10 protein-coding genes are annotated in these 7,311 nt (G+C 55.4%); 1 reads left to right on the forward strand and 9 read right to left on the reverse strand.

Going from position 1 to position 7,311, the window contains the following annotated elements:
- Positions 1-66: 66 nt before the first annotated feature.
- The 7 genes from DOP62_RS13530 to DOP62_RS13560 all read right to left on the reverse strand — a co-directional run bounded on the left by DOP62_RS13530 (position 67) and on the right by DOP62_RS13560 (position 4,694).
- A complete protein-coding gene (locus DOP62_RS13530) occupies positions 67-324 on the reverse strand; it encodes a Ycf34 family protein (protein ID WP_208674155.1) in 258 nt (85 codons plus the stop codon).
- 147 nt (positions 325-471) lie between these two features.
- Entirely contained in the window at positions 472-897 is a 426-nt protein-coding gene (locus tag DOP62_RS13535) for a hypothetical protein (RefSeq protein WP_208674158.1), read from the reverse strand.
- A 78-nt stretch (positions 898-975) separates the two neighbouring features.
- A complete protein-coding gene (locus tag DOP62_RS13540; protein WP_261789860.1) occupies positions 976-2,130 on the reverse strand; it encodes a DUF389 domain-containing protein in 1,155 nt (384 codons plus the stop codon).
- A gap of 15 nt (positions 2,131-2,145) precedes the next feature.
- Positions 2,146-2,868: a transporter substrate-binding domain-containing protein gene (locus DOP62_RS13545; RefSeq protein WP_261789861.1), complete on the reverse strand. Its 723-nt coding sequence runs from the start codon at positions 2,866-2,868 to the stop codon at positions 2,146-2,148.
- Positions 2,869-2,938: 70 nt separating this feature from the next.
- The gene (rplT, locus tag DOP62_RS13550) at positions 2,939-3,289 is read right to left on the reverse strand and encodes a 50S ribosomal protein L20 (RefSeq protein ID WP_208674163.1); all 351 of its coding nucleotides are present in this window, start codon (positions 3,287-3,289) and stop codon (positions 2,939-2,941) included.
- Between the two features lie 43 nt (positions 3,290-3,332).
- Positions 3,333-3,533, reverse strand: coding sequence for a 50S ribosomal protein L35 (rpmI, locus tag DOP62_RS13555; RefSeq protein WP_011242588.1), 201 nt, complete (start codon positions 3,531-3,533; stop codon positions 3,333-3,335).
- Between the two features lie 216 nt (positions 3,534-3,749).
- Complete coding sequence (locus tag DOP62_RS13560; protein WP_208674169.1) at positions 3,750-4,694, reverse strand: homocysteine S-methyltransferase family protein; 945 nt, start codon at positions 4,692-4,694, stop codon at positions 3,750-3,752.
- 172 nt (positions 4,695-4,866) lie between these two features.
- On the opposite strand from DOP62_RS13560, the gene DOP62_RS13565 reads away from it, so the two are divergent.
- Positions 4,867-5,598: a glucosamine-6-phosphate deaminase gene (locus tag DOP62_RS13565; RefSeq protein WP_208674170.1), complete on the forward strand. Its 732-nt coding sequence runs from the start codon at positions 4,867-4,869 to the stop codon at positions 5,596-5,598.
- On the opposite strand, the gene DOP62_RS13570 is transcribed toward DOP62_RS13565, so the two are convergent.
- Positions 5,575-6,036, reverse strand: coding sequence for a hypothetical protein (locus tag DOP62_RS13570; protein WP_261789863.1), 462 nt, complete (start codon positions 6,034-6,036; stop codon positions 5,575-5,577). The two genes, DOP62_RS13565 and DOP62_RS13570, sit on opposite strands and share 24 nt — an antisense overlap.
- An 11-nt stretch (positions 6,037-6,047) precedes the next feature.
- Entirely contained in the window at positions 6,048-7,202 is a 1,155-nt protein-coding gene (locus DOP62_RS13575) for an HhoA/HhoB/HtrA family serine endopeptidase (protein WP_208674173.1), read from the reverse strand.
- Between the last annotated feature and the right edge of the window lie 109 nt (positions 7,203-7,311).

The following is a 7,311-nucleotide window of genomic DNA, read 5'->3' on the forward strand; positions in this document are numbered from 1 at the left end:
GCTGTCTTTCTATCGTCTCAGGTTGGCGGGAGGATCAGCGATCCGTTCAAAGCGTCGGGCTGTCAATTAAGTGGGAATTAGCTCACCAGGACGGAGACGCGACCAGCGATCGCGATCGGCCACAAAGCTTTGACAGTCCACTACATCCCATTCCATCTCGATCTGGTCATAGGTTCCATCCGTCATGCGGATGTTGACGTTGATGGTGGGTGACTGGGGCTCAAAATCAGGCTGTTCGGTGAGATGAGGCTGTTGATGTTGCGTTTCGACCTCGTGATAGGTCCGACAACGATCGACAAGCGCACAGTGAATGCAAATACACATCGCCTCAGTCCTCAGGCAACTTGCCCCTACGGTAGCCCAGATCACCAAGGCTTGACCCTGTCGTATTGATCTGTGAACTGTCTCTGCAAACGCTCAAGTCTTTGTCACAGCCTCAGTTGCGATCGCCCAGAGGTTGTTTAATTCACCCTATGTCTCAGAGGCAGCCAAATCTAAATCATCAATCTTCCAGCCTTTGCCGTCACGAAGAAAAGTCACTGCTATTTCCTGACTTTGTCCATTGCGCAGGGAGAGCGTCACAGGCAAAATCACGCGATCGCCCTGCAGATCGGGCTTGCCAGGGCGTGATCGCAGATACTGCCGTAGTCCAGTGCGCTGTAGCACCCGCTTAAATTCCTTAAACGGTACTCGACCTTGATAGGCAGGACTAAGGCTGGCATAAGCCACTTCGAGCCGACCTTGTCCAACCAGGGCCACAAATTCCCCGAGAGCTTGGGTGAGGCCGCGGCTCCCTAGAACAATGCGAACTGCTTGGAAGCCCCAGAGTCCTACCACGGTTCCGATAACAACGACCAAGGTGAGGCTAGGGTTGGGCAGGAGCTGTGAGAATTCCATGGGGCGTGGGTTGGCAGCGACCCTATTGTCCGTTACGGCGGCTGCCTGCTGAACTTCGCAAGCGATCGCGATGACCTTTTAAGGGTTCTCAGGAGTAGCAGAGGGTAGCTCAGGTTCGGGTGCGGGCGTGGTTTGCCCTGATGGCTCTGCAACTGCTTCGGCTGGTGCTGGGGTTGCTTCTGGTGCCGGTACGGCTGGCGTGGGTGGAGCTGGTAAGGGAGTCTCTTCAGCCGGAGATTCGTCAGATGTTACCTCAACAGAGCTCGATACGAAGAAAATCAGCCGGACCGGCCGCTTCAGTTTATTTTCGAGGAACGTTTCAACGAGATCGACTTGTCGGGGAGTGACAGGGCGCAGAGCACGGACTTGCAACTGTACCTCGATCGGATCGCGGTTCCAGTTGATGCTGACCCCCAGTAACTGAACTTGCCGACCCACGGTGATGGTTTCCGTCAGCAAAATGTCGCGTAGATCGCGCTGCAGGCGGGCATTTTGGAGCGATTCCCAAAAGCTTAAGCCAAGGGGAATGCTCAACAGGGAGGTTAGGAAAAGGCTGAGATAGAGGCCCCGTGAGGTTTTTTGGCGCGTGACTCCCATCAGCTTGAAGGTCACAATCGCCGCCAAAATAATCCCGACAACGTTGGTCAGGAAGAGTAGCATTGCGCCCCCGCTGGCCTGCCAATCTCCCTGAGCAAGGGTCAGACCCACGGTCGCCAAGGGTGGCATCAAGGCGACAGCAATACCTGTCCCTGCGATCGCATCACTCAGGTTGTGCTTGACACTGGCATAGGCTGCGACAGAACCTGCCACTACTGCAACACCCAAATCCAACAAGTTGGGGTTGGTGCGAGCTAACACTTCGCTGCCGTACTCAGGCAAGGCCACCAACCGCCCGAGGAACCAAGACAGGGTGATGGCCACCACGATCGCCACGATCAGGCTCAAGCCGGCTCGCTTCAGCAGGCGAAGACTGCCATTGGCGCCTGCCAGTGCTAGACCCCGTAGGGGTTGCAACACCGGCGCAATCAACATGGCACCGATGATGACGGCGACGCTATTGGCCAGCAAGCCAAGGGTAGCCACCGAGGCAGAAGTGACGACCAGAAACAGATAGGACTGGGTTAATCCTGAGCTACGGCGAATATTGCGTTCCAACTCTCTGCAGACGCGATCGATATCGCTGGGAGAGCGGCGGGGCGTAAAAAGTGTCTTGAGCAGGGATTTAGAAGACAAGCAAATTGCGGCGGCCTAGAGACCCCAGTCATTTTTCATGTCTCTTAGCTTGTCATCTGCACTCCATTTCTGCAGTACGCGATCGACCGCAATTTGGAGCGATCGGTACTGCAAGCCCTGGGGCAACGCGATCGCCAGTGGGAAATCGCCCCATTGTTGTGGCAAGAGCTGATAGCGCGGATCTTGGCGCTGCCACTGCTGGAGGATCAGGCGATCTGCGGCGATCGCCTCTACCTGTCCTTGCTGGAGAGCAGCTTGAGCCGCCGCGTAGTTCTCGACACCCACCAGCTGAAATTCGGGTGCTTGCCACCGAAGAAGCGGAATGGCACTGGATCCTTGCAAGACGGCAACACGCTGGAGAGCCAGAGTTCCGCGCAGACTGAGCAAACCAATGCGATCGCGATAGTAAGGCTGGCTGAACTGCACGACGCGCCGCCGTGAGTCCGTCACGGTCATTTGAGCGATCAAAATATCGACGCGATCATCCAAGAGTGCGGGAATGCGATCGCGACTCCGTAAGCCTTGAAAACGAATGGAGGCTGGATTTCCTAATAACTCTGCCGCTAGCGATCGTGCTAAATCGACTTCAAAGCCCTGCCACTGACCCTGAGCATCTTGCCAGGACAAAGGCGCGACATCGGCTTGCACGCCCACGATGAGATAGCCACGTCGCTTAATGGTTTCTAAATCAGCTGCGAGTCCACCACTGGCGATCGCTCCATAAAAAAAGGACGCCATCACAGACGTCCCAAGCATGAGCCAGCGTCGCAACAAGGTCGGTCGGCTGGCTTTATTCATGACGATTAACCTAGGCCTTCAGCGCTAGTTCCACGATCGCTTTGAAGCCCGCGCTGTCCAAGACAGCCAATTGAGCGAGCATTTTGCGGTTGATTTGGATATCGGCTTTCTTGAGAGCGCCGATCAACCGGCTGTAGCTGACGCCATGCAGACGAGCTGCAGCGTTGATCCGAGCAATCCAAAGACGGCGAAAGTCCCGCTTGCGACGACGACGGTCACGGTAGGCATTGGTCAATGCCTTCATGACGCGTTGGTTAGCAGTGCGGAAGAGTTTGGAGTTACCGCTCCGGAAGCCCTTCGCCAGCTTCAGGATTTTGTTACGACGTTTGCGGGCAACATTGCCACGCTTGACTCGAGCCATGGTCTGGAATCCTTCGGTGTACTAAGGGGGAAGTGGCCGCGTCCTAGAAGGAGTAAGGCAGCATCAACTTCACCCGCTCTTGGTCGGTCTCATGCACAACCTCAGGCTGGCTCAGCCGGCGTCTGCGGGTGGCATTTTTGTGTTGGAGCAGGTGGTTTTTGAAAGCCTTACGGCGGATGGCTTTGCCGTTACCGCTGATGCGGAACCGCTTCGCCGCTGCTTTGCGAGTTTTGAGTTTCGGCATTGCTCTGCTGCGAAACGAACAGCTATCTAGCGTAGCGTGAGGGCTGGGCCTAGGGCAACCATTCGGGCTGTGGCGAGGTCGCACCATGGCCACGACAGTGGTTTCAAGTGATGTCAGAAACACCAGAGACGATGGGATGATTGCTGGCTTGCTGATTCTCTACGCTCCCTCATCTGAGGCTGAGGACTACTAGCCGTCAGTCAGGGCTCAGGCTGATCAGAGGGACACACAGGCAGCCGCGATCGCTTGCAGATGGCGGGGATCTGTCCCACAACAGCCTCCCAAGACATTGATCTGCCGAAAGGTTGCCAGAAGCGACTGATAATCTTGCCCCAATTCCAGTGGATTACCAATATCCAGTTCGGTCGCGTCATCCAGCTCAGCGTGACTTAAGCGCGAGGCATTGGCACGAATGCTGCGGATGCGCTGCACCCAACTTGCTTCCCGTGTAAGGACAGAGTGGAAATGACTGGGATGAGCACAGTTAATTGAGAAATAACTCGTGTATGAGTCTGTAGCCGCATCGATGATACAAACGGCTTCCTCTAAAGTTTCACCACTTGGCAAGCGACCATCAGTTTCCACTGTAAATGAAATGGTGATGGGAATGCCGGTGTTTTGGGCTGCAAGAACAACCCCCAATGCTTCGTCAATATAGTTCAGTGTGTAAGCACTGACCAAATCAGCATTGGATTCCGCAAACGTCTCAATTTGGGGCCGGTGGTAGGCTGCTGCAGTTTGGGCATCCATGCGGGCTTCGGCTTGATAGCCATCACCGCGGGGACCCAAGCAACCACTAATGACAATGGGTTTCTGCAGATGTGACCATTGCGATCGGATGGCTTCGAGTAACTGAATTGATTGTTGGTTTAGATCTTTTAGTACAGATGCACTATGGCCAAGGCGATCGCCCCAATCTTGGCTAGCTCGCCATGTGGGGCTATCCAAAATCATTCCCGTATTGAATTGCTCAGCGATCGCAAGATAGTTAGCATAATACTCCTCTAGAATGACTCTCCCTCGAGGATCGTTGACTAAAGGAAAACTGGCAAAGCAGGGTAGATCAAAACCCTTGTGGAAGATGAGAATGGTTTCAAGCCCTCCATCCCCCAAAAATAAATCACCTTGAAGTTGAGGAAGACTTTGTCGATAAATAGCCATTACTTAACAAGTAGTTTTCCTGATTTTAAAAAGCAGTTTTGGCCTGATTAACGTTTGCTACAAAATTTTTGAGATTACTGACTGTCTTCCCTTGGAGCTCGTAGTTGCCCAGAAGGGATTACGCACTGAAGCCGCGATCGCCCGTAGGATGGCGACAGTCTGGTGAATCATAATGCGCTGTCTGGTCTTCTCGTCTGCCACGGAAGTTGTCCAATCTGTTGCTGATCGCATCGCCGATCGCCTACAAGCGCAACCCCAACTGACCCTTGGCCTAGCCACGGGCCGAACCATGGTGCCGCTCTACGCCGAGCTACTGCGCCGCCCGATCAACTGGCAGCACTGCCGGGTGTTTGCGTTGGATGAATATTGGGGGCTAGCCGCGAATCATCCAGCCTCTTTTGCAGCAGAACTCCAGCGTCGTTTCTGTCAGTCAGCCAGACTGCGACCCGATCAAGTTGAATTTTTGAATGGGGCTGCCTTAGATCCTGTGCAGGAAGCACAGCGCTATCGCCGTTGCTTAGAGCAAGTAGGTGGCTTGGATCTGCAACTGCTCGGGGTGGGGGAAAACGGTCATCTTGCCTTTAATGAACCTGGTAGTGCCCGAGAGAGTCGAGTCCGTCTGGTCCAACTGAGCGATCGCACCCGTCAGCAAAATGCAGGGGCTTTTGGTGGCGATCCTGAAGCCGTCCCCCGTACAGCTCTCAGTTTAGGGCTGGCCGACATTCTGGAAGCCCGCGAGCTCCTGTGGCTCGTCACGGGTTCCAGCAAAGCGAATATTCTGGCCCAGTCTTTGCAATCTCCTCCATCGACAGCAATCCCCGCCTCTTATTTGCAGGAACATCCTGCGACGACACTCTATGCCGATAGTGAAGCAGCGGCCTTATTGGCGATTCCCCAACCCTGAAGCAGCCTCAACACTAGGATTCTGAGGTGGTGGGGCGATCGCAGGAGTCAGTGATGGTGGTTCCATCGTCGTTGTTGGAGCTGTCAGCGATCGCGCATGCCACCAAGCCTGTTGTTCAGGGCTGAGCTTCACAGAATAGAACGTGATTACGACCGGCTGACTCTGGTGTCCGGGCTCCAAGATTTCTACTGCGTAGGAGGGCGATCGCCTCGTGGCCAGATCCACCACAAAGCGACGCCCAATCCGCCGCCAGCTCGGTTCTTTGCCGCGCCACTGTAACCGACAACAAGGCCAAGGCAGCTCATCGCGATCGAAGAGGCGACAACAAGGCCCAATAATTCGGTAGCTGTAGTGCCCACCCGGACTGGCAATTACTGCACCGCTGGGCAGTGGGTGTGCTGCCACAACCCGGTAGGATTCAGAGTTCTGCGAGTCCATGATGACTGGCGTTAGCCCTGCTGCTGGGGAATTTCAGCCAGTTGAACCGTCACTTGCCGCTTCTGTTGCTGGCGGAGCAGATCCAAGGAGAGGCGATCGCCTACTTTCTTTTTCTCGACTGCTGCCTGCAGATCCGAAGCGGAACGAATTGACTGACCGTCTGCAGTCGTGATGACATCACCGCGACGAATCCCAGCGGCAGCGGCGGGGGAGTTCGGCAACACTTGCACAATCAAAGCACCCTCAATTTCGGGTAGCTTGATGCGGGCATTGGGATTGCGGTTGTTCTCCTGAGCAATCTCCGGCGTCAGCGGCAGCATCTGCACTCCCAACAGTGGATGAGATGCCTTACCCGTTTGAATGATTTGATCGGCAATGCGACGAGCAGTGTTGATCGGGACGGCAAAGCCGATGCCTTGACCATCGGCACGAATCGCCGTGTTGATGCCGATTACTTCACCGGCAGCATTAAGCAGTGGACCGCCGGAATTACCCGGATTGATCGCTGCGTCCGTTTGGATGAAGCCAACGCGCTTGTCAGGAATTCCAACCTCCGAACTCGATCGCCCGGTGGCGCTGATAATCCCAACTGTGACAGTACTATCGAGGCCGAGCGGGTTACCAATGGCGATCGCCCATTCACCAGGACGGAGTTGATCCGAGTTCCCCAAACGAACCGTCGGCAGATCTTTGGCGTCGATTTTGACCACAGCGACATCGGTAACTGAATCTGCGCCTAAGACCTTGCCCTCATAGGTGCGTCCATCCTTGAGCCGCACTTGGACGCGATCGGCCCCTTCCACCACGTGGGCATTGGTCATCAGGAGACCATTGCTGTCAAAGATAAAACCTGATCCTGAGCCGCGTTCAACGCGATCGTTGGCTGGCGGGCCGCCAAACAATCCCCCAAAAGGATCGGCATTACCGACCCGGCGTGAGGCATTAATTCGCACCACTGCAGCACCTTCGCGTTCCACCGCTGCCACGATGAAGTTGCCATTTTCGGGCAATGGCAATGGGGGTCGGCTTGGTGCAGCCGCTTCGCTGCGGTTCACCGACAGGGGATTTGGAGGAGCGGGGAGCTGTGCCACTTGCGAACAGCCCCCCAAGCCCAACAGCACAAGACCGCTGAGTCCCAAGGTCCGTGTGAAGAAGCTGTCAGTCATGAAGCGACCCGTGGCCGGGGGAAATGCTGAATTTATTCTAGGTCTGGCCTCCAGACCGGAACGCAGCGCTTGGTACGGCTTTCCGTCCTGTCTCCTGTGGCAGTCGCTG

Origin of the sequence: Synechococcus elongatus PCC 11801 (assembly GCF_003846445.2) — a bacterium.
GTDB lineage: Bacteria > Cyanobacteriota > Cyanobacteriia > Synechococcales > Synechococcaceae > Synechococcus > Synechococcus elongatus_A.